The sequence below is a fragment of the Szabonella alba genome (genome assembly GCF_016765775.1).
Lineage (GTDB): Bacteria > Pseudomonadota > Alphaproteobacteria > Rhodobacterales > Rhodobacteraceae > Szabonella > Szabonella alba.
Genome location: NZ_JAESVN010000002.1, coordinates 33,220 through 52,662, shown reverse-complemented (window position 1 = coordinate 52,662; position 19,443 = coordinate 33,220). Strand labels below are relative to the sequence as shown.

Annotated in this window: 17 protein-coding genes; 6 read left to right on the top strand and 11 right to left on the bottom strand. The window is 65.2% G+C overall.

Features of this window, described 5'->3' with window-relative positions:
* Positions 1 to 33: 33 nt before the first annotated feature.
* The 7 genes from JL811_RS04725 to JL811_RS04695 form a co-directional block, all read right to left on the bottom strand.
* A complete protein-coding gene (locus tag JL811_RS04725; protein ID WP_202687306.1) occupies positions 34 to 1,311 on the bottom strand; it encodes an ABC transporter substrate-binding protein in 1,278 nt (425 codons plus the stop codon).
* 105 nt (positions 1,312 to 1,416) lie between these two features.
* Positions 1,417 to 2,829: a hypothetical protein gene (locus JL811_RS04720; protein ID WP_202687305.1), complete on the bottom strand. Its 1,413-nt coding sequence runs from the start codon at positions 2,827 to 2,829 to the stop codon at positions 1,417 to 1,419.
* On the bottom strand, positions 2,829 to 3,410 hold the full coding sequence (locus JL811_RS04715; RefSeq protein ID WP_202687304.1) for an amino acid synthesis family protein: 582 nt from the start codon (positions 3,408 to 3,410) through the stop codon (positions 2,829 to 2,831). The genes JL811_RS04720 and JL811_RS04715 overlap by 1 nt, the downstream gene beginning before the upstream one ends.
* Positions 3,403 to 4,254, bottom strand: a complete 852-nt coding sequence (locus JL811_RS04710; RefSeq protein ID WP_202687303.1) for a UPF0280 family protein — start codon at positions 4,252 to 4,254, stop codon at positions 3,403 to 3,405. The genes JL811_RS04715 and JL811_RS04710 overlap by 8 nt, the downstream gene beginning before the upstream one ends.
* Positions 4,251 to 5,702, bottom strand: a complete 1,452-nt coding sequence (locus JL811_RS04705) for a 6-hydroxynicotinate reductase (protein ID WP_237684812.1) — start codon at positions 5,700 to 5,702, stop codon at positions 4,251 to 4,253. Before JL811_RS04705 ends, JL811_RS04710 begins: the two co-directional genes overlap by 4 nt.
* Before the next feature lie 109 nt (positions 5,703 to 5,811).
* Positions 5,812 to 8,496: a molybdopterin-dependent oxidoreductase gene (locus JL811_RS04700; RefSeq protein WP_202687301.1), complete on the bottom strand. Its 2,685-nt coding sequence runs from the start codon at positions 8,494 to 8,496 to the stop codon at positions 5,812 to 5,814.
* Positions 8,493 to 9,338: an FAD binding domain-containing protein gene (locus tag JL811_RS04695; RefSeq protein WP_202687300.1), complete on the bottom strand. Its 846-nt coding sequence runs from the start codon at positions 9,336 to 9,338 to the stop codon at positions 8,493 to 8,495. The genes JL811_RS04700 and JL811_RS04695 overlap by 4 nt, the downstream gene beginning before the upstream one ends.
* Before the next feature lie 112 nt (positions 9,339 to 9,450).
* Between JL811_RS04695 and JL811_RS04690 the strand changes: the two genes are divergently transcribed.
* The 6 genes from JL811_RS04690 (at position 9,451) to JL811_RS04665 (ending at position 15,333) form a co-directional block, all read left to right on the top strand.
* The gene (locus JL811_RS04690) at positions 9,451 to 9,903 is read left to right on the top strand and encodes a MarR family winged helix-turn-helix transcriptional regulator (RefSeq protein ID WP_202687299.1); all 453 of its coding nucleotides are present in this window, start codon (positions 9,451 to 9,453) and stop codon (positions 9,901 to 9,903) included.
* Positions 9,904 to 10,029: 126 nt separating this feature from the next.
* The gene (locus tag JL811_RS04685) at positions 10,030 to 11,058 is read left to right on the top strand and encodes an ABC transporter substrate-binding protein (protein WP_273542479.1); all 1,029 of its coding nucleotides are present in this window, start codon (positions 10,030 to 10,032) and stop codon (positions 11,056 to 11,058) included.
* Positions 11,059 to 11,073: 15 nt separating this feature from the next.
* Positions 11,074 to 13,284 carry an ABC transporter permease gene (locus JL811_RS04680; protein ID WP_202687297.1) on the top strand — a complete coding sequence of 737 codons (2,211 nt, stop codon included), beginning with the start codon at positions 11,074 to 11,076 and terminating at the stop codon, positions 13,282 to 13,284.
* 1 nt (position 13,285) lies between these two features.
* On the top strand, positions 13,286 to 14,359 hold the full coding sequence (locus JL811_RS04675; RefSeq protein ID WP_202687296.1) for an ABC transporter ATP-binding protein: 1,074 nt from the start codon (positions 13,286 to 13,288) through the stop codon (positions 14,357 to 14,359).
* Positions 14,360 to 14,448: 89 nt separating this feature from the next.
* The gene (locus tag JL811_RS04670; RefSeq protein WP_202687295.1) at positions 14,449 to 14,793 is read left to right on the top strand and encodes a putative antibiotic biosynthesis monooxygenase; all 345 of its coding nucleotides are present in this window, start codon (positions 14,449 to 14,451) and stop codon (positions 14,791 to 14,793) included.
* A gap of 33 nt (positions 14,794 to 14,826) precedes the next feature.
* Positions 14,827 to 15,333: a 6,7-dimethyl-8-ribityllumazine synthase gene (locus JL811_RS04665; protein ID WP_202687294.1), complete on the top strand. Its 507-nt coding sequence runs from the start codon at positions 14,827 to 14,829 to the stop codon at positions 15,331 to 15,333.
* Positions 15,334 to 15,387: 54 nt separating this feature from the next.
* Here JL811_RS04665 and JL811_RS04660 read toward each other — a convergent pair whose 3' ends face one another.
* The 4 genes from JL811_RS04660 to JL811_RS04645 are packed head-to-tail and all read right to left on the bottom strand — an operon-like array spanning position 15,388 to position 19,438.
* Positions 15,388 to 16,179: an inositol monophosphatase family protein gene (locus JL811_RS04660; RefSeq protein ID WP_202687292.1), complete on the bottom strand. Its 792-nt coding sequence runs from the start codon at positions 16,177 to 16,179 to the stop codon at positions 15,388 to 15,390.
* Between the two features lie 59 nt (positions 16,180 to 16,238).
* The gene (locus tag JL811_RS04655; protein ID WP_202687290.1) at positions 16,239 to 17,198 is read right to left on the bottom strand and encodes an MBL fold metallo-hydrolase; all 960 of its coding nucleotides are present in this window, start codon (positions 17,196 to 17,198) and stop codon (positions 16,239 to 16,241) included.
* A 3-nt stretch (positions 17,199 to 17,201) separates the two neighbouring features.
* On the bottom strand, positions 17,202 to 18,116 hold the full coding sequence (locus tag JL811_RS04650) for an MBL fold metallo-hydrolase (RefSeq protein WP_202687289.1): 915 nt from the start codon (positions 18,114 to 18,116) through the stop codon (positions 17,202 to 17,204).
* Positions 18,117 to 18,175: 59 nt separating this feature from the next.
* The gene (locus JL811_RS04645) at positions 18,176 to 19,438 is read right to left on the bottom strand and encodes an NAD(P)/FAD-dependent oxidoreductase (RefSeq protein ID WP_202687287.1); all 1,263 of its coding nucleotides are present in this window, start codon (positions 19,436 to 19,438) and stop codon (positions 18,176 to 18,178) included.
* Positions 19,439 to 19,443 lie beyond the last annotated feature (5 nt).

Below are 19,443 nucleotides of genomic sequence, written 5' to 3'. Positions count from 1 at the left end.
GGGGGCAGCGCCCCCTCCCCTGTTGGCGCAGGATCAGAAGGACATGGTGGTGTAATCCACCGCATCCTCATACATCCCGTCCTCAAGCGTCGTTGTATGGACCCGCAGCAGCTTGCCCCCCTCGACCTTCGAGACGAATTGCGGGGTGAAGACCTGATGGGTCTTGCCGTTGAACACCTTGTCCCCCTGCGGATGGGTGGCGCCTGCGCTGAAGGCGGTCATCGCCTCGATGGCCTCGACGAATTTCTGCCGGTCGTCCGGCCCCTGATAACCCGCGGCCTCCATCCCTTCCTTGATGACGAACAGCGTCTCCCAGCAGGAGAACATATGCGCATAGGTCGAGACATCCCGCGCATCCGAAACCGAGGCGCCGTTGTCATCCACGCCCACGGCGGCGCGATAGGCGGTTTCCGCCTCGGATTCGCCTTCCTGTTTCGTGCGGCACATGCCTTCCCAGAAATGCGTGCCTTCCAGAAATTCCAGGCCCGGTGAGGCAATATCGACGGCTTCCAGACTGTCGATGAAGCCAAAGATCTCGGGCCGCGCGCCAGAACCGTAGAATTCGCCAAGTTCCTTGACGAAGGTCAGGACCGCCGGGCCGACCATGACGTGATACAACACCTCGGTGTCGCGCGGGATCTGCGGCAGATAGCGGGTGAAGGAGGTTTCGGTCGGCGGGATTGCGATATGCTTGATGACCTCACCGCCCGCCGCCTCGATGGCCGGGGTGAAGTAATCGCGGTGGTCATGGCCGAAGGCATAGTCGGGAAAGACCATCGTGACCTTCTTGCCCAGCGTATTCGCGATCCAGGGCGCCATGGACGAGGCCTGCGCGCGCACATCCGAGATGCCGGGCTGCAGCGACCAGCGGTTCAGCATGCCGGATGCCACATGGAAGCCTTCGGAACAGACCAGATAGGGCACTTTCAATTCACCCGCCCTTGGGGCCGATCCGATCACGACATGCGAGAAAAGCGGCCCGAAGATCACGTCGCACCCGGCCTGACTGGTCAGTTTCTCGACCACTTCGGCGCCGCGCCGGGGGTCGGTGCCGTCATCCTCAAACAGGATCTCGACCGGGCGGCCATTGATGCCGCCCTCATCATTCAGCTTCTTCAGCGCGGCCTGTGCCGTGCGTTCATACCAGCGCCCATAGGCGGCACCGATCCCGGTGCGGTGCAGCTGAAAGCCCAGCTTGATCGGGGCAGAACTTTGCGCCTGCACGAAGCGCGGCAAGGCCAGCGCCGAGGCCCCGGCGGCAAGGCCCGACAGCAGCGTGCGGCGGGAGGGTCTGAGAAGTCCGGTGGTCATGGCATGCTCCTCTTTCTGTTGGGGCGGCCGTTTGTTTTCTGCGTCGGCCTTGGGTTAAGAATGAATGTATACAAACGATCTGTCCACTGTTCTCTGGCCCTTCTGTCAGAATCCACGGGCGGCTGACAGCAGCCAGAGCCCGAACACGGTATAGCCGACCATCAGCAGCGTCAGCGGCAGATGCGCGCGGGCGGGCAGATGTGGCCCGGCGAGGCGGAAGGACAGGATCACGGCCAGCACATGCGCGCCAAGGATCAGCGCGAATTGTGCATTCCACAGCGCGATCATGGCGGAACGGTCGGCCAGAAAACCCATCGAGACGAAATAGACCGACAGCCCCAGAAAGGCATCGCCGCGAAACAGGGGATCGTTCAGCGCCGCCAGCGTATATTGCCCGGTGGTCAGCAGGATCACCAGATGATGCGCCGCATGGTAGCCCGCCGCGATGGCCAGAAAAGACAGCATGACCGGCAGCATCGCGCCCATATCCGGCGCCTGTCCCCCGCCCCGCAACCCGCCGCCACCGCCCGCCACCGCCATCACCGGGCCGCGCGCCAGCACCGCGCCCAGTTTCAGCGCGCCAAGGATCAGCCCCGCCGTCAGCGCCCATGACAGGATCAGTCCGGCGGTGTTGACCCCCATCACCGCTGAGCGGCCCGTGAACTCCAGCGGGTTTTCCCCGATCAGCGCCAGCCAGCGGAAAGTTCCCGCCAGCCCGTCAAAGCTGAGCCCCGCGAGCGCCAGCGTCACGAAAGCGATGGCCGAGGGCGAAAGCGGTGGCATCTCCAGCACCTGCGCCCCCGGAAACCCGGCACGCAGCCGTGCGCGGTTCCCCGTGATCTCAAGCCAGAACGGCGCGATGCGGGCGATCAGCGTCAGATAGACAGTCAGGAATTCGCCCTGTTGCAGCCAGTCCTCGCCCTCGGCCACCGCCAGCGCGAAGATCACCAGCCAGTAGATCAGCACCAGCCGCGCCAGGTGCTGCGGGTCCTCGGGCGAAAGCGAGACGATATAGAACCAGAAAAACGCGAACAGCCCCGCCACGGCGGGCCAGTGCCCCAGCCGCGTCAGGCCGATGCCGCCCTTGCGCCCGAACAGCGCCCGCGCGATGCGCACCGGCCCGGTCCAGGGGTTCATCATGCGCCAGAGATTGCCGAACAGCATCATCGCCAGGGGCAGCGCGACCCAAAGCCCGGTCCAGACCCAGAGCGCCAGCAGATTGTGCATCGGATCGGACGATCCGAAATGCCCGATAATCACCAGCAGCGCCAGAAACAGAAAGCCCAGATAGCTGGTCACGGTCTCGGGAATTAGCACGGGCCGGTCCCACAGCGTCACCGCCCGCAATGCGGGCAGGCGGTGCAGGCTTGCGGCCAGAAGGCCGGTCACCGCAACGGTCAGACCCGCCCCGGCAAGGTAGTAATCCGTCGGCAGTGTCAGGATGATCGAGGGGGCCAGCGCACAGGCAAGGGCCGCTCCGGGTGCGAGGATCGCAGCGGAGGCGGCCAGAACCCGCATCAGCGCAGGCCGTCCATGGCCTTGATGTCCCAGGCTTCCAGCCCGCCCATGCGCGAATGGACGCGGCCTCCCTTGGCCATGGCAAGGATAAAGACGATCTCATCCGCCCTTGGCCCGTCGGGCACGCAGACCGGGATCGCATCGAAATGCGACCGCACATAGGCCGCATTGATATGGCCCAAGGGCACGTCCAGCGTGCCGCCCAAGGGGGCCACCTTCATTGCCGAGGGCACGATGGCGCGGCTTTCGCCCAGCCGCTGCCGCATGGCATAGCCCCCCGGCACATGCCAGAGCGCGCCATGCTCGGCCTCACCCGCAGCACCGATCAGCGCGCCCTTGCCATAGCCGTCAATGCCATCCGCCCCGCCAAGCGCCGCGATCAGGCGGTCGGTCAGATCCAGCCCGAGGGATTTGAGATCCTCCATCCCCGGTTGCAGATCGGCGGCATAGCTGCCCGCAAAGGGGTTTTTCACAACGGCGCAGGCAAAGCCGCGCATCACGGGGCGGTCGGGCAAGGGGCCGTTTTCGTGGCGGATTTCCTCGACCAGTGTCAGAATCTTGCGGATCGGAAAGTCAGGCAAGGCAGGGCTCCCTGTTGGGGGTGGGCAGGCCGAGGCTCAGGGCCTGTGACTGCAGGAACAATGCGGCACCGGTGACAAGCCCCTGTTTATGAAGCCTTCGGGCCAGTGTCACCCCGTTTGTCAGTGCGCGGGCAATATCGGCATCCGAAAGCGGGCCGACACCGGTCGTCACAAGGCGGGGGCCAAGGTCGCTGTCGGCCTTCAGATCATGCGCCGGGCGGCGGGTGATGGCGGGGTGGCCGGGCAGGTTGACCGCATTGGCGATCATGGTGGCTGCGGCGTCGGCCATGGCAGCGGTAGGGGCCAGCACGGTTACTGCATCGGCGATACCCAACGACTGGCTGCGCCCGCGCCAGCCCGAGGTGGCAATCCCCCGCACGGGATCCGCGGCGCGGATCGTCACGCGGTCGGCCCCGATGCCGGACCGGTTGACCGAACGGGCAATCGCGGCGGTGGTCTGATGCCCCGGTGCAAGGTGAAAAGCGATATCGCCGCCATTGTTGACGATGGCGCGGGTCAGGTCATTGCCTGCCAGCATGGCCGCCAGCACCGCATCGGCCACGGCCCCCGCCACGGCGGCCATCGGCGTGATGAAATCCGGGCGGAAGGCTGCCGTAGCCCCCGCCATGGCCTGTGCGATGGCCGAACGTAGCGGCGGGGGATCGGGCCGGCGCAGGGCGGGCAGTTCGGCCACAAGCTCTGGCAGGATCGCCGCGAAACGCCGCGCGGCCTGATCGCGGGCCCTTGCCGCGTCGGGGCCTTCGGCGGTCAGGACGATGTCGATGGGGCCGTGATGCAGATGCAGGCGGCCATCAGGCAGGCGGGTGATCTGCGGCGCGGTCATGGTGCCTCGACCTTGGGCCAGAGCCGCGCCCCGGTCGGATATTCGCCGCCCTCCTGCTGCATTTCGGCCAGCGACCGGATCGCCCCGGCATGGCCGCCCAGGGCCAGATACTCCGCGCGGGGCAGGGTGAATTCCAAAGGCGCAACCAGCGCGGGCGTCGGCACGGACCCGAAGGCGCCGGGGGGCAGGCGGGTCACATCCACCATGAAGGTGATGCCGCCACCCGGCCAGATGAAGGTTTCCGCCCCGCCCGAGGTCAGCCGCGTATGGCGCGCTTGCACCGAACGGGTCAGCCGCACTGGGTTCTGGGTGACGCCTGACCGCAAGGAGCCCCCTGCGCCCCCCATAAACAGAACCGTACACAGCGAAGGCTCACAATTCTCGTCGATCAGCCGTACCGAGGGCAGAAGGGCTGCGGGGATTTCCCGGGGCTGCGGGGTCAGCGCCGCGTCCAGTTCGTAATAGGCGAATTCCTCACCCGTGGTGGAGACCATCAACAGTCGCAGCCCGGGCCGCGCGCCCTTTTTTGCATTCCACGGCCCGAGGATTTCCAGCGGATCGGTCAGTTTCGTGCCGCCCCAACCAAGACCCGGTTCGGAAACCCGGAAATAGCGCCCGGGGGTTGAACGGTGACCGAGAATCTTTATCCCCGTCGGTTCCCAGCCGATGACCTTGCCCGCCTGATGTTCCGACACGACCCCGGTGATATGGTCATCGACCACGACGACCTCATCCACCAGCCCCTGCCACTGATCGGCAAACATGCCGATGGTGGCCGATCCGCAGCCCACCCGCATCCGGTTTTCGGGCCGTCCGTCCACGATGGGCGCGCGGCCCGCCTGCACGGTGACGGCCGATCCGCCGTCGATGGTCAGGTCCACCGCTTCGCCATTGCAGAGCGCGAGCAGCGCGGCACAGGTGGCGCGGCCTTCGGCCTTGCCGCCGCCCGTCAGGTGATGAACCCCCCCGAGGGACAGCATCTGGCTGCCATATTCGGCGGTGGTGACATGGCCGATCACCGCATCCTGAAAACGCACGGGGGCGGTTTCAAGGCCAAGATGGCGGTCGGTGTCGATCTTCACCTTGACGCCGCAATAGGAAAAGATCGCCTCGGTCACGACGGTCACCATATCGGCGCCCTCGATGTCCGAGGCGATGATGAAGGGGGCGGGTTTGTAATCGGGATAGGTCGTGCCCGCGCCGATTCCGGTGACCAGCGCATCGGCAGGGAAGGGGTCATCGGCCCAGCCGGGCCGCGCGAAGGGAACAAGGCGCCCGCCTTCTTCGACGGTTTTTGACAGTAAAAGCACCGGATCAGAGCGGATGATGCGGCCGTCCTCATTGCCATAGCGGTCGCAGGCACCGGTCTGGCCGGGGGCGATATAGCACATGACCGGACAGGCATCGCAGCGGATCTTGTCGCCCATGCGGTTCGGGGTATCGGTCATCGCGCGGTTCCCCCTGCCGGTGTCGGAACGGGGGGCTGTCTGCCCCCCGCGCGCCCTAAAGGTATTTCTTCAAGGTCAAAGGCAGGCAATGCAGCACGGGCGGCGCGGATCATTTTTCTGCCCTCTGCATCGCGGCGCGGATGCGGTGGGGCAGGGCGGGCAGCGTCGTGACCTCGGCCCCGGTCGCATGGCGGATCGCGTTGAGGATCGCGGGCGCGGTCGGGATCAGCACATGTTCCCCCAGCCCGCGCGCGCCGAAGGGGCCTTCGGGATCGGGCACCTCGATCAGCAGGCTTTCGATTGGGGGAATGTCGCCGGTGGTGGGGATCAGGTAATCATGCAGGTTCTCGGTGCGGCCCGGAATATAGTCTTCCATCAGGGCAAGGCCGATGCCCTGCGCGATGCCGCCCTCGATCTGGCCCTGTGCCAGCAGCGGATTGATCGCGCGGCCAAGGTCATGGGCGGCGGTGATCTTCAGCAGGCGCACCGTGCCAAGGGCGGGATCGACCGCCAGTTCCACCATCTGCGCGCCATAGCCGTAAAGCGCATAGGGGCTGCCCTGCCCGTTTTCATCCAGCGGCAGGGTAGGCGGGTCATAGCTTTCCTCGGCCGAAAGCGCATAGCCACGTGCATCGGCGGGCAGGGTGGAGAGGTCCAGCCGCGCGGTCTGGCGGCCTTCGCTTGCAACAAGGGTGGCTCCGTCCAGCGACAGGCGTGCGGCATCGCCCATATTCAGCCGTCGCAGGATTTCGGCCCGCAGCGCCGCGCCCGCCGCCAGTGCCGCGCGGCCCGTCACGAAGGTCTGACGGCTGGCCGAGGTCTTGCCCGCATCGGGTGTCAGATGTGTATCGGGGCCGATCAGGGTGACGGCGGAAAGCGGCAGGCCAAGCGCCTTTGATGCGATCTGGGCGATCACGGTGTTGGAGCCCTGACCGATATCGGTCGCCCCCTGATGCAGCATCAGCGCGCCTGCCCCGGTCAGCCCGATGCGGATGGTCGAGGGGTTCGGAAGTGCGGTATTGCCGCAACCATACCAGCACGACGCGATGCCGACCCCGCGCCCCGGGATGGCCGCTGCCTCGGCCAAGGCACGGGACCAATGCGGGCGCAGCGCGTCAAGGCATTGCGATATGCCCGTGCTGTGCAGGGTCTGGCCCGTCACCGTGGTCTGCCCGTCGCGCAGCGCGTTCAGGTGGCGGAATTCCAGCCGGTCCAGCCCGGCCTGTTCTGCCAGCCGGTCGTAAAGCGTTTCCTGCCAGATCGCCGCCTGCGGCACGCCAAAGCCGCGAAAGGCCCCGGCGGTGGGGTTGTTGGTATGGATCGCCCGCGCCTCGGCCCGGTAATGCGGGGTGCAATAGGGGCCCGAGGCATGGACCGGCACGCGGTTTGCCACCGTCGGGCCCCAGCTTGCATAGGCGCCTGTATCGAAGATGCCGTCCATCTCCATCCCCGTGATGCGGCCTTGGGCGTCGCAGCCGATGCGGCCCGAAATCTGCGACGGGTGACGCTTGGTTGTCGAGGCCATGCTTTCGGCGCGGCTATAGGTCATGCGGCTGGGGCGGCCCGTCAACAGCGTGACCAGCCCGATCAGCGGTTGCAGGCTGAGATCGAGTTTCGAGCCGAAGCCGCCGCCCACGGCTGAGGGGATTATCCGCACCCGTCCGGGCGGCAGACCAAGGACCAGCGCGGTATCGTCGCGGTCCATCACGGGTGCTTGGGTGCAGGCGCGGATCACAAGGCAGTCGCCCTCCATCCAGGCCGCGCCGGCCTCGGGTTCGATATAGGCATGTTCGACAAATCCGGTGCGGGTCGTGCCCTCAACCACATGGGCCGAGGCGGCCAGGACTGCTGCCGCATCGCCGCGCCGGACATGGCCCGCGATCAGCAGATTGCCTGCGCGCCCCTCATGCAGGCGGGGGGCATCGGGGGCGGCGGCATCAAGGGCCGAGGTCAGCGGGGTCAGCGGGTCCCAGATCACCGGGAAACCGGAAAGGTCGGGGTCGCTGCCGTCATCCTCGAACGCGACCAGCGCCACGGCCTCACCGCGCTGGCGGATATGGGTTTCGGCAAGGGCGGGCTGATCGGCAAAGGGCGGGATCGCGCCAAAGCGGTTGCGCCCGGGGATATCGGCGGCGGTGAAGACCTGCGCACCGGTCTTGGCGGCCCAGCCCGCCAGATCGCCAAAGTGGAACCGTGCAGAGGCATGAGGGGAGCGGATGGCGCGCACAATCAGCCCGCCCTGTTGCCACAGATCCGCACCGAAACTGTCGCCCGCGACCTTGGCCGCGCCATCCAGCCGTCGGGGGCTGCTGCCGACCGTGCCGCTGGATGGGGCATCTTCGAGGGGCGGGGGGCCTGCGTCGCAGATCGCGGCAATGATGCGGGCATAGCCGGTGCAGCGGCACAGCACCCCGCCAAGTGCTGCGCGGGCCTGATCGGGCGAGGGCGCGGGATTGTCCCGCAGCAAGGCCGTCCCCGCCATCAGCATTCCCGGCGTGCAGATGCCGCATTGCGCTGCGCCATGGCGCAGAAAGGCGTCGCGGAGGTGGTTGAGCGTTGCGTCATCTGCCTCCACCGTTTCAAGGCGGCGTCCATGGGCGCGGGCGGCGGGGGTCAGGCAGGCGCAGACCGGCGCCCCGTCCAGCAGAACCGTGCAGGCCCCGCAATCGCCCGCATCGCAGCCGATCTTGGTTCCGGTCAGACCCAGCCCTTCGCGCAGCGCCTCGGACAGACGCAGGCCGGGCGCGGCGTTCAGGCTGGCCGGGGCGCCGTTCAGGGTCAGGTCGATCTTCATGCGGGCACCGGCTGGCACAGGGTGGCGACGCTGCGGCGCAGCAGTTCGGCGGCAGCCCCAGAGCGATAGGCCGCTGTGGCGCGCAGATCGTCCAGCGGCGACAGGGCGGCGGCGACATCGGCATCGCGGATCAGGGCGGGGGCCTCGGCGGCGGGGGCACCCGTCAGGGCGGATTCGACCTGTGGCAGGCGGCAGGCGGTGGCCGAACAGGCCCCGACGGCAAGGGCGGCATGGCTGATGCGGCCCGCCTGCAGGTCGAGCCGCACTGCAACCATGGCGATCGAAATCACCAGATAGGCCCGCGCGCCCAGTTTGCGGAAATGTGACTGGCCCGACAGCGCACTGGCCGGGATATGCAGCGCGGTCAGCAGTTCATCCGCCTGCCGCGCGGTCTGGCGCGGGCCGGTCAGGAATTGCGACAGGGGCAGGCGGCGTATACCGCGATGGCCGACCAGTTCCACCTCGGTGTCCAGCACCAGCAGGGGTGGCACCCCGTCAGCGGCGGGGGAGGCGTTGCACAGATTGCCGCCGATGGTGCCTGCATTCTGGATCTGGATGCCCCCCACTTCAACCGCGGCCTGTTGCAGGGCGGCCAGCGCGGGCGGCAGTGTTGCGCGGGCAAGGGCGGTCCATGTGGTCGCGGCGCCAATGCGCAGGCCCGCCGGTCCCGTAGTGATGCCGCAGAGCCCGGGCAGGCCCGTCACATCCAGCACAAGGCCCGGCAGGGCGCGGCGCTGGGTTGCGGGGTAAAGATCCGTTCCCCCCGCCAGCGGCACCACCCCGCCCGCCGCCATCAGCGCAAGGGCGTCCTCAACTGTCGCGGGGCGGAGGAAATCGGTCATCCCTGGCGTCCGGTTATCGTTTGTGTGCAAACACTCTGCGCGCGCCATCCCCTGTCTGTCAACGCTGTTGCGCAAGGGGGCAGGCTGAGGCTACATCGTAAAGGTGGAGAAGATGGAACACTCAGCATCCGAGACCCCGCCCGCAGGCGCGGAGGATCCCGCCTATGCGCTGGATGCGCAGATCGGATTCGTTCTGCGCCGTGTCACGCAGCGGCATCTGGCGCTGTTTTCCGAGGCCATCCCCGAGGTGACGACAACGCAATTCGCCGTGCTGGCGCGGCTGGCCGAACAGGGGCCCTTGTCGCAGAACCTTCTGGGCCGGGAGGCAGCGATGGATGCGGCGACGGTCAAGGGCGTGGTGGACCGGCTGGCGCGGCAGGGGCTGGTGGAAACTGCCCGGGACGCGGCGGACAAGCGGTTGCTGAATGTCGCGCTGACCGCTGCGGGGCGCGCCCTGTTTCTGGCACGCCGCGATGATGCGCTGGCGGTTTCCGCGCGCACGCTGGATCCCCTGACCCAGCGCGAGCGACGGCAGATTCTTGCGCTACTGGCCCGGATGACCTGAGTCCGGCCGTCGCCAAAGGATCACAGGGCCGTAACATAACTGTTACAAAATGAGTTGCATGGTGCCCGGGTTAAAGGCAACCTCAATCCTATAGGGCAAAAAAGGCCCGATCCTTGGGAGGGAATCATGCGTTATCAATTCTGGGCCGCGTCCATTGTGGCGCTGGCGACCATCGGCACATCCTCGGGCGCCATGGCGCAGGGCAGGCTGAGCTTTTACTGTTCCGCGCAGGAAGACTGGTGCCAGTTGATGGCGCGCAGCTTTGAGGAATCCTCGGGCATCCGGGTCGACATGACGCGCAAATCCTCAGGCGAGACCTATGCGCAGGTGAAGGCCGAGGAAAGCAACCCGCGCGGCGATATCTGGTGGGGCGGTACGGGCGACCCGCATCTGCAGGCCGCCGAGGAAGGGCTGACCGAGGAATATATTTCCCCCATGCGGGACCAGCTGCACCCCTGGGCCATCGCGCAGGCGGAAAGTGCCGGCAACCGCACCATCGGCATCTATTCCGGCGCGCTGGGCTTTGGCTTCAACCGTGACCTGCTGGCCAGCAACAACCTGCCCGAACCCGCCTGCTGGGAAGACCTGACCAAGCCGGAATTCAAGGGTCATGTCCAGATGGCGAACCCGAATTCGTCCGGCACCGCCTATACCGCGCTGGCCACCATGGTGCAGCTTTTCGGTGAGGAGGCGGGCTTTGATTACATGAAACGCCTTCATGCCAATGTGAACCAATATACCAAATCCGGTTCGGCCCCGATCAAGGCGGCGGGACAGGGCGAAACCACGGTCGGCATCGTGTTCCTGCATGATGCGGTGGCCACGGCGGTTGCGGGCTTCCCCGTTTCCATCGTCGCCCCCTGTGAGGGCACGGGATATGAGATCGGGTCGATGTCGATCATCAAGGGCGCGCGCAACATGGATCAGGCCAAGGCCTTCTATGACTGGGCGCTGAGCGCCGAGGCGCAAAGTCTGGCGCTGCAGGTCAATGCGTTTCAGGTCATGTCGAACATGGCTGCCGAATCCTCGGACCTTGCGCCGAACATGGATCTGATCAAGCTGATCGACTATGATTTCGTCAAATACGGCTCGTCCGAAGAACGCCGCCGCCTGCTGGAAAAATGGGATAATGACGTTTCCCGTCTGCCGCAATAAGCGCCGGTAACGTCCTTGCGCCTTGCCAAAAGTGAAAGTGCCGCCCATCCCGTTCTGATCTTCTGGATCATTGCGGGATGGGTCGGTTATGCCGTTCTGCCCTGGTACGGGGTTGAGGATTTCTGGGAATTCCGCTGGCTGGCCGATGGCTGGCCCTTCTACAGCGATTACGCCCCCGCAGCATTGTTGATCGCGCAGGGGCAGAAACTGTGGCTGGCGCCGATGCTGGTCGCACTGATCCTGCCCTTGCTGGTGATCCGGCGGCGCAAGAGTGATGATCTGTATGGCAAGATCCTGATCGTTGCCGGGGGCTTCGGCTTTGCCTGGCTGGTGGCGCAGGGTCTGGGGATCGGCTTGCGCGGCTTTACCGCGCCCTGGCTTGTCGCGCTGTTCGGAGAGTTGGGGGACCGGCAGTTCGGCATGGGCTATGGCGCGTTGCTGACGGCCTCGGCCTTTCTGTTCCTGTTTACTCAAGGCATCGCGGCGCGCGGCGCGGTCAATGGCGATGTCTTTGTGACCGGCGCCATCGGCGGCGTGGTCACGGTCGTTGCGATTTTCGTTTTCTTTCCCATCGTCAAGATGCTGGGGGCGGCCTTTGTCGCAGATGGCGGGGGCTATTCCGGCAGCACTTTCCTGTCGAAACTGTTTGATCAGCGGATCTGGAGCCTTGGCTGCCTGTCGGGCGGGCGTTGTGGCGTGGCGTGGAATTCCTTGTTCCTTGCGGTTCTGGTCGGCATCCTGACCACCGTTCTGGGGCTGGTTTTCGCGCTGCTGCTGACGCGATCCTCCTTCCGCTACAAGCGCGCACTGCGGGCTCTGACCGTGCTGCCGATCATCACCCCGCCCTTCGTGATCGGGCTTGCGATCATCCTGCTGTTCGGCCTGTCGGGCACGGTGACGCAGACGGTTGCGGACTGGTTCGGCATCACACCGACACGCTGGATCTACGGGTTGCCGGGCATCCTGATCGCGCAGGTTCTGGCCTTCACCCCCATCGCCTTTCTGGTGATGATCGGTGTGGTCGAAGGCGTTTCCCCCTCGATGGAGGAGGCCGCGCAAACCCTGCGCGCCAATCGCTGGCAGACCTTCCGCACCGTATCCCTGCCGCTGATGCGGCCGGGGCTCGCCAATGCCTTCCTCTTGGGGTTCATCGAAAGCATGGCCGATTTCGGCAATCCGCTCGTTCTGGGCGGCAATTACGATGTGCTGTCGACCGAGATCTTCTTTGCCATCGTCGGCGCGCAATATGACCAGAGCCGCGCGGCGATTCTGGCCTTCGTGCTGCTGTTCTTCACGCTGGGGGCCTTCTGGGTGCAGCGGTTCTGGCTGGGGCGCAAAAGCTATACCACCGTTACCGGCAAGGGTGATGCGGGGGTGCATCCCCTGATGCCACGCGGGCTGTCGGTGCCGGTCTATGTCGTCGCGGGGCTGTGGGGGGCGTTTACGCTGACGGTCTATGCCTATATCGTCTATGGCTCGCTTGTGCAGCTTTGGGGGCTGGATCATACGCTGACGCTGGACCATTACCGCACCGCCTTTGCCGTCGGCTGGGGGGAGAACGGCATCCGCTGGTCGGGGTCCGCATGGTCGAGTTTCTGGACCACGATCATGATCGCGACCATATCCGCACCCCTGACGGCGGCGGTGGGGCTGATCACCGCCTATCTGCTGACGCGGCAGGATTTCAAGGGCAAGCAAAGTTTCGAATTCGGCACGATGCTGAGCTTTGCGGTGCCGGGCACGGTGATCGGGGTGGCCTATATTCTGGCCTTCAACGTGCCCCCGATCGAGATTACCGGGACCGGGCTGATCCTTGTCATCAGTTTCGTGTTCCGCAACATGCCGGTGGGGGTGCGGGCGGGCATCGCGTCCATGTCGCAGCTGGACCGCAGCCTTGACGAGTCGTCCCTTACCCTGGGGGCGAACAGCTGGCAGACCTTCCGCGCGGTGATCCTGCCCTTGCTGAAACCGGCCATCGTGGCGGCGCTGGTCTATTCCTTCGTCAGCGCGATGACGGCCATCTCGGCGGTGATCTTCCTTGTTTCGGCGCGCTATGACATGTCGACCAGCTATATCATCGGGCGGGTGGAGAACAATGATTACGGCCTTGCCATCGCCTATTCCACGGCGCTGATCTTCGTCATGCTGGCGGCGGTGGGGCTGATGCAACTGGTGGTCGGGCGCACGAAGATCGGGCGCCGGGGCGCGGCAGGAATGGGACATTAGAATGGCCAGTATCAACGCCAAGGCGGCCTCGGTCAGCTTCCGCAACGTGACCAAGATCTATGGGCGCGATGTGGTCGCGGTGGACAGCATCAACCTTGAGGTGGCGGCGGGCACGCTTGTCACGCTGCTGGGGCCGTCGGGATGCGGCAAGACGACGACGCTGCGCATGATTGCGGGGCTGGAAATGGCCAGCCGGGGCCAGATCCTGATCGGCGACCGCGATGTGACCAGCCTGCCCGCGACCGACCGCGATGTGTCGATGGTGTTTCAGTCCTATGCGCTGTTTCCGCATATGACGGTGCTGGAAAATGTCAGCTACGGGCTGAAGTTTTCAGGCTTCGGCAAGGCCGAGACGCGCGAACGGGCCGAGGCGGGGCTGGCGCTGGTGGGCCTGTCGAAATTCGGCGCGCGGCTGCCGTCGGAATTGTCGGGCGGCCAGCAGCAGCGGGTGGCCGTGGCCCGGGCGCTGGTGCTGGAACCGCAGGTCCTGCTGTTCGATGAACCGCTTTCGAACCTTGACGCCAAGCTGCGCCGTCAGGTGCGGGAGGAGATCCGCGAGATCCAGCAGAACCTTGGCCTGACGGTGGTTTATGTCACCCATGATCAGGAAGAGGCGCTTGCCGTGTCGGATGAAATCGTGGTGATGCGCAACGCCGCCATCGCGCAGAAGGGCACGCCCCGGCAGCTGTACGAAGAACCCGCCGATGCCTTCGTCGCCGATTTTATTGGTGAGGCGAATCTGATCCCCTGCGAGATCCTGACCGTTTCGGGCGATCAGGCCGAGGTCGGGATTGCGGATTATCGCCAAAGGCTGGCGGCGCGGGCTATGGCGCCCGGCCCGGCCCGTCTGGCGGTGCGGCCTTCGCGGGTCCGCCTTGATGCGGATATGGCCGCACCCGGCATGGCCGCGCGGATCGTCAAGGCCACCTATGTCGGCAGCCGCATGGAATATACGGTCGAGGCGCCGTTCGGCACGCTGTTCGCCGTGCTGGACGATGTGACCCAGCCGCTGCGCGTCGGGTCGGAGGTGCGGCTGTCCTTCGCGCAGAACGGCCCGGTTCTGGTGCCGGCGTGATCCGCGCGACGCGTTGACCACAAACCCTTTCCATTTCCGCCCCTGTGCCTATGCTGCGGGCAGATCGCGACCATAGCAAAGGCACCGCCATGTTCATTCGCTGCGCATTCTTCAAAGGCCGCATCCGGCCGGGGATGGAAGAGGCCTTTCACGCCCATTGGCGCAATGAGGTCCGCCCGCATTGGGAGAAATTCCCGAATCTTCTGGCGCTGCAGGTGCTGCGCGATGTTGAAAGCGATGATGAGGACAGCCGCTTTCCGCTGGTCATGGCGATGACATTCGAGACACGCGCGCATATCGCCGAGGCCCTTGCCAGCCCGACCCGCTGGGCCAGCAAGGCCGCCTCGGCCCCGCTGATCGAGATGCTGGACGGGCATGTGATCCATACCGTGTTCGAGGCGGACAGCTTCAGCCTGCCGGGTTCGGCGGACTGAACTCGCGCCCCTGATCTATCCAAAGGAGTTTGCATGTCCCGCAAGATGCGTATCGCCTTCATCAAGGCCCGCTGGCATGGCGAGATTGTCGATCAGGCGCTGCAGGGCTTTGCCAGCGATATGGGTCAGTCGGGCCAGTCGGCCCATGTCGTGACATGGGATGTTCCGGGGGCATTCGAGATGCCGCTTCTGGCGCAGCGTCTGGCGCAGACCGGGCATTACGATGCCATCGTGGCGGCGGCGCTGGTGGTCGATGGCGGCATCTACCGCCATGATTTCGTGGCGCAGACCGTGGTGCAGGGGCTGATGGATGTGCAGCTGAAAACCGGGGTGCCGGTGTTTTCGGTTTCCCTGACGCCGCATCATTTCCAGCCCACGGCCGAGCATTTCAATTTCTTCGCGACCCATTTCGTGAAGAAGGGGGCCGAGGCCGCGCAGGCGGTGCGGGCGGTTCTGCTGATGGATCCCGAGCGCGCGCCGGAACAGGATGAGACGCCAGAGGTCGAGGCGCCCGCGACGCCCAAGCGCAAGCGGAAATAGCTCGTTCCGCTTGGGCCACCGTTCCGTCCCCTGATCCGCCCTGCTTGGGCCGGTTCAGCCAAAGGCCTGTTCTGAAAGCGCCAGCACCTCGTCATACAGCTCTGCCGTGGCGGTGATGACGCGGCAGCCCTGATCCAGAACGGTGGCGGGGTCGGGTATCTCGACCCGCCCGCCCGCCTCGGTCACCAGCAACATGCCGGCCAGACAGTCCCAGGCGTTCATGTGCTCTTCGACATAACCCAGCAACCGCCCCGAGGCGACCAGTGCAAGGCTCAGCGCGCCGGACCCGTTGCGATAGAAGATGCCGCCGCGTTCCACCACCAGCCGCACCAGATTGATGATGCCCGTCTCGGCCACCCGGCCCGAATAGCCGACCCCCAGTGATCCGTTCTGCAGGCTGCGCCCGGACAGAACGCGGATCGGGCGGTCATTGCAGAAGGCCCCCTTGCCCCGGATCGCATGATGCATCTCGTCATGCACCGCGTCATGGATCACACCCGCGACACATTCCCCGTTCTGGACCAGTGCAATCACCACCGTCCAGCCCGGAATGCCATGGATGAAATTCGTGGTGCCGTCGATCGGATCCAGAACCCATGTAAAGCCCGATGTCCCGGGTTTGGGGCTGTCCTCCTCGCCCAGAATTGCGTCATCGGGAAAGGCACCCGTGATCGCCTCGCGCAGCAGGGCCTCGACGTTTCGGTCAGCCTCGGACACGAAATCCTGATGGCCCTTTGCGTCGATGGTCAGCCGGTCGAAAGCGTCGAAATAACGCTGCGCCAGATCCCCCGCCTTGCGGGCGAAATCCTGTGCGGCGGCGTGGCGGATTGCGATGGCGTCGGACATGATCGGCCTCCCTGTGGTCAGGGCGAAAGGTTCCGCTTTCAGCCCTGATCTGCAAGGGGTTATTCGAATTCCATCTCGGCAAAGACCACGCCCGCATTGCGTGTCGCCAGTTCCTCGAACGTGTCCAGATGGGCATAAGCGGATTGATCGAGATAGTAGGATCCGGCCAGATCACCGCCTTCGTCCAGATAGGCACCGACGACCCCACGCAGGTGCAGCAGGTAATCGCGGGTATAGCGTGCGACCTGTGCCATATTGGTCGGATGACCATGGCCGGGGATCACATGGACCGGGGCCAGCGGCACAAGTGCTGTGTCCCATGTGTCGATCCAGCAGGCGGTGCAGGTGCCCTCGAATATCGGGGGCATCCGTTCATGAAAGGCGATATCGCCCGCGATCATCAGACCCAGATCGGGCAGCCAGACCTGTGTATCGCCGGGGCTGTGGGCCGGACCAAGATGCAGCACCTCAATGCGCATCGCACCCATTGTGATCTCGCGGCTGTCCTCGAAGGTTTCGGTCGGGCCCATCGGTTCGGTGCCTTCGGCATTTTCCCGCGCGTAATTCTGCAACGCGGCCAGCGCCTGCCCGGCGTCGTCTTCGAATTCTGCGGCGGCATCGGCATGGGCCAGCACCGGAACGCCCTGCGCGATCCAGTAATTATTGCCCAGCATCGCATGGCCCTGACCGTTTTCATTGATGACAAGGCGCACGGGCTGATCGGTGACCTTGCGGATTTCGGCATGCAGTGCCTCGGCCAGCCGGAAGGAGGCCCCCGAATTGATCACCACCACACCATCGCCGGTGACCAGAAAGCTCAGGTTATTGTTATGGCCCGCGTTTTCATAGGTGGGCGGCGCGGTGGCACCGATGGCGGTCCAGACATGGGGGATCACCTCAACCGGTTTGTTATACAGCACCGATTGCGGATACTTGTCGGGAATATCCTCGGATGCAGAGGCCGCTGTGGCCGTCAGGGCAAGCCCAAATGCGGCGAGAAAGCCAAAAGCCGGGCGCATCGCTCAGATCCCGGCGTTGAAGCGGAAGCCGTCATCGGCGCGCTCGACACGTCCGATACCGCCCTCGGGCAGGTGAAAGCCGATCACGGGCATATCCTCGGCCATGATCTGATCGAACAGGGCCTTGCGCGTCGCCCGCCCGGTTTCGGGATCCTGATCCGACCCCGAGGGCCATTCCGGCCGCGCGAAAGCCAGATGCGGGTTGCCGATGGCATCGCCCAGAACCATCACCGCATCACTGCCCGCGCCGATGACAAAGGACATATGGCCCGGCGTATGGCCCGGGGTCAGCCGCGCGGTGATACCCGGCAGCGCCTCTTGCCCGTCGGTCAGGAACGCGGTGCGGTCGGCAATCGCGGCCAGCCTGCGTTCGGCCCCCACGGCAAAGGTCATCCGCGCCTCGCCGATGGTGTTCACGGTATCGGGATCGGTCCAGTAATCGTATTCGGCCTGCCCGATCATGTAATCGGCTTCTGGAAAGACCGGTTCGTCGAAATCATCCAGCAGGCCCCAGATATGGTCGGGATGGGCATGGGTGAAGATCACATGTGTGATCTCTTCGGGCCCCAGTCCCGCCGCCTCAAGCGCCTCAAGGATCTTGCCGGCGCTGGGCATGAAATCGGGGCCCGATCCTGCATCGAACAGCACCGTATTCGTGCCGTCGCGCAGCAGGGTCAGGTTGCAGGGCGGTTCAAACCGGTCGGTCGGAACGCCCAGCGAGGCCAGCACCTCGGTCGCCTCATCCGGGGCGCCGTCCAGCACGAAACCGCCGGGCAGCACAAGATTGCCATCCGACAGCGTGTCGATGCGGATATCGCCCATCGTCAGCGTCGTGCCTGCCCAAAGACGCCCCGGCAGGGCGGTGGTGGCGGCAAGCGCAGTGCTGCGGGTCAGGAAGGTGCGGCGCGTCAGGAACATGGGACAATCCGTCGATGCGGGCGGGCGGTCACAGGGACCGCCCGCCGATGGGTTGGAAATCAGCCGAACATGTCGGCGGTGATGCCGGAATACCAGCCGAGGCTTTCCTCATAGGTGGACTTGCGCAGGGCGGCATCCTCACCGGTTTCGCTGATGAAGCTTTCGACCGAGGCGATCTTTTCCTCGGTCGGCTCATAGGACGCGCCGACCTTCACCCCGTCATCGGGCGCGATCAGCGACCAGCAGGTGTTGGAATAGCGCGCCGGGAACACACGGCTGTCGGTCAGCTCCCCCCGGATCGCCATGGCCGCAACCTTGGCCTGACTGTTGGCCGAAAAACCGGATTTCGGCATATCACCCTGCGCCGAGGCATCGCCCAGAACATAGATGTTCTCATCCGATTTTGACCGCATCGAGGCCGGATCGACCGGCGCCCAGCCCGCGTCATCGGTGATGCCCGCTGTGGCCGCAATCATGCCCGCCTTCTGGGCCGGGATGACGTTGCAGACATCGACCTTTTCAGCCTCGCCATCGACGATGACCTCCATCGTGTCGGCACGGACCTCGACATTCGCACCGCCCAGATCGGGGCCGATCCAGGTGACCATGCCGGAATAATGTTTCTGCCAGCCTTCCTCGAACAGCGCGCGTTTCGAGAAGTTTTCCTTGGGATCGAAGATCAGGATCTTGCCGGTCGGATTGTTGGTTTTCAACAGATGCGCAACCATCGAGATCCGCTCATACGGGCCGGGCGGGCAGCGATAGGGGTTCGGAGGCGCGACCATGGCAAAGGTGCCGCCCTGCGGCATCGCCTCGACCTGCGATTTCAGAAGCTGCGTCTGCGGCCCGGCCTTATAGGCATGAGGCATCACCTCGGCCACATCCAGCGACCAGCCGGGCACGGAATCATCGACGAAATCAATGCCGGGCGCGATCACCAGCCGATCGTAATTCAGCACATCGCCATTGCCCAGCGTGACTGTGCGCGCCGCGCGGTCCACGCCGGTCGCCATGTCCTGCACGACCTTGATGCCCATATCGGCCAGCTTGCCATAGGTATGGCCAAGGCTGTCGAAATCGCGGAACCCGCCCAGATAGAGGTTTGAGAAGAAGCAGGTGTAATAGGTGGCGTTCGGCTCAATCAGGGTCACGTCCAGCGCGCCCTCGCTGTCTTTCATCAGATAGCGCGCGGCGGTCGCCCCACCGGCCCCGCCGCCGATCACCACGACATGGGGTTTGGCCTGACCCCAGACCATGGGGGCGGAAAGGGCGGCGCTGGCAGAGGCCAGCGTGCCCAGAAAAAGGCGTCTGTTCAGTGTCATCGCAG

Bases quoted from the DNA above. Each gene is read 5' to 3' on its own strand.
- JL811_RS04725 (WP_202687306.1), bottom strand. From the start codon at position 1,311: ATGACCACCGGACTTCTCAGACCCTCCCGCCGCACGCTGCTGTCGGGC.
- JL811_RS04720 (WP_202687305.1), bottom strand. From the start codon at position 2,829: ATGCGGGTTCTGGCCGCCTCCGCTGCGATCCTCGCACCCGGAGCGGCC.
- JL811_RS04710 (WP_202687303.1), bottom strand. From the start codon at position 4,254: ATGACCGCGCCGCAGATCACCCGCCTGCCTGATGGCCGCCTGCATCTG.
- JL811_RS04705 (WP_237684812.1), bottom strand. From the start codon at position 5,702: ATGACCGATACCCCGAACCGCATGGGCGACAAGATCCGCTGCGATGCC.
- JL811_RS04700 (WP_202687301.1), bottom strand. From the start codon at position 8,496: ATGAAGATCGACCTGACCCTGAACGGCGCCCCGGCCAGCCTGAACGCC.
- JL811_RS04695 (WP_202687300.1), bottom strand. From the start codon at position 9,338: ATGACCGATTTCCTCCGCCCCGCGACAGTTGAGGACGCCCTTGCGCTG.
- JL811_RS04690 (WP_202687299.1), top strand. From the start codon at position 9,451: ATGGAACACTCAGCATCCGAGACCCCGCCCGCAGGCGCGGAGGATCCC.
- JL811_RS04685 (WP_273542479.1), top strand. From the start codon at position 10,030: ATGCGTTATCAATTCTGGGCCGCGTCCATTGTGGCGCTGGCGACCATC.
- JL811_RS04675 (WP_202687296.1), top strand. From the start codon at position 13,286: ATGGCCAGTATCAACGCCAAGGCGGCCTCGGTCAGCTTCCGCAACGTG.
- JL811_RS04670 (WP_202687295.1), top strand. From the start codon at position 14,449: ATGTTCATTCGCTGCGCATTCTTCAAAGGCCGCATCCGGCCGGGGATG.
- JL811_RS04665 (WP_202687294.1), top strand. From the start codon at position 14,827: ATGTCCCGCAAGATGCGTATCGCCTTCATCAAGGCCCGCTGGCATGGC.
- JL811_RS04660 (WP_202687292.1), bottom strand. From the start codon at position 16,179: ATGTCCGACGCCATCGCAATCCGCCACGCCGCCGCACAGGATTTCGCC.
- JL811_RS04655 (WP_202687290.1), bottom strand. From the start codon at position 17,198: ATGCGCCCGGCTTTTGGCTTTCTCGCCGCATTTGGGCTTGCCCTGACG.
- JL811_RS04650 (WP_202687289.1), bottom strand. From the start codon at position 18,116: ATGTTCCTGACGCGCCGCACCTTCCTGACCCGCAGCACTGCGCTTGCC.
- JL811_RS04645 (WP_202687287.1), bottom strand. From the start codon at position 19,438: ATGACACTGAACAGACGCCTTTTTCTGGGCACGCTGGCCTCTGCCAGC.